The following is a 425-nucleotide window of genomic DNA, read 5'->3' on the forward strand; positions in this document are numbered from 1 at the left end:
TGCCACATGGCTCATGAATCTCATTACCATTAGAGTCATAGCTTTTTAACAATAATATAGCTTTACGATCAGTAGTTTTCGTATTTAAGTAATTAGAAGCTGCTTTTATCGTTAGTACTTGTCCAGCTTGCACTGGTACTTCATACCAAACAGGATCTTCCTGAGGTAACTCTATAGTGTCTTGCTGTTTGAACGAACCAAAAGATAATTTTTTCTCAATTTGAGACTTATTTATTTTTGGCTCAATACTAAAATTACTAACGAAGACTTGCTCACCCTTAGTTATGTTAAAAGGGCAAAGTCCAATATGAATTTTACTAACATCATCGGGTACTGTGAAGGTATGTAAATCTTGAACTTTATTATTAGTAGAGTGTAAGTATTTAAAATAACCTTTTAAATGGGAAGAATAAGACAATTTGCCA

Annotated in this window: 1 protein-coding gene; it reads right to left on the reverse strand. The window is 32.5% G+C overall.

Features of this window, described 5'->3' with window-relative positions; genetic code table 11:
* Nucleotides 1-425, reverse strand: a 425-nt coding sequence (locus AAEZ03_RS26005) for a hypothetical protein (RefSeq protein WP_350582615.1), incomplete at both ends; no start/stop codon positions are given.

This window comes from Pseudomonas sp. HY2-MNA-CIBAN-0224, from assembly GCF_040310285.1.
Lineage (GTDB): Bacteria > Pseudomonadota > Gammaproteobacteria > Pseudomonadales > Pseudomonadaceae > Aquipseudomonas > Aquipseudomonas helleri.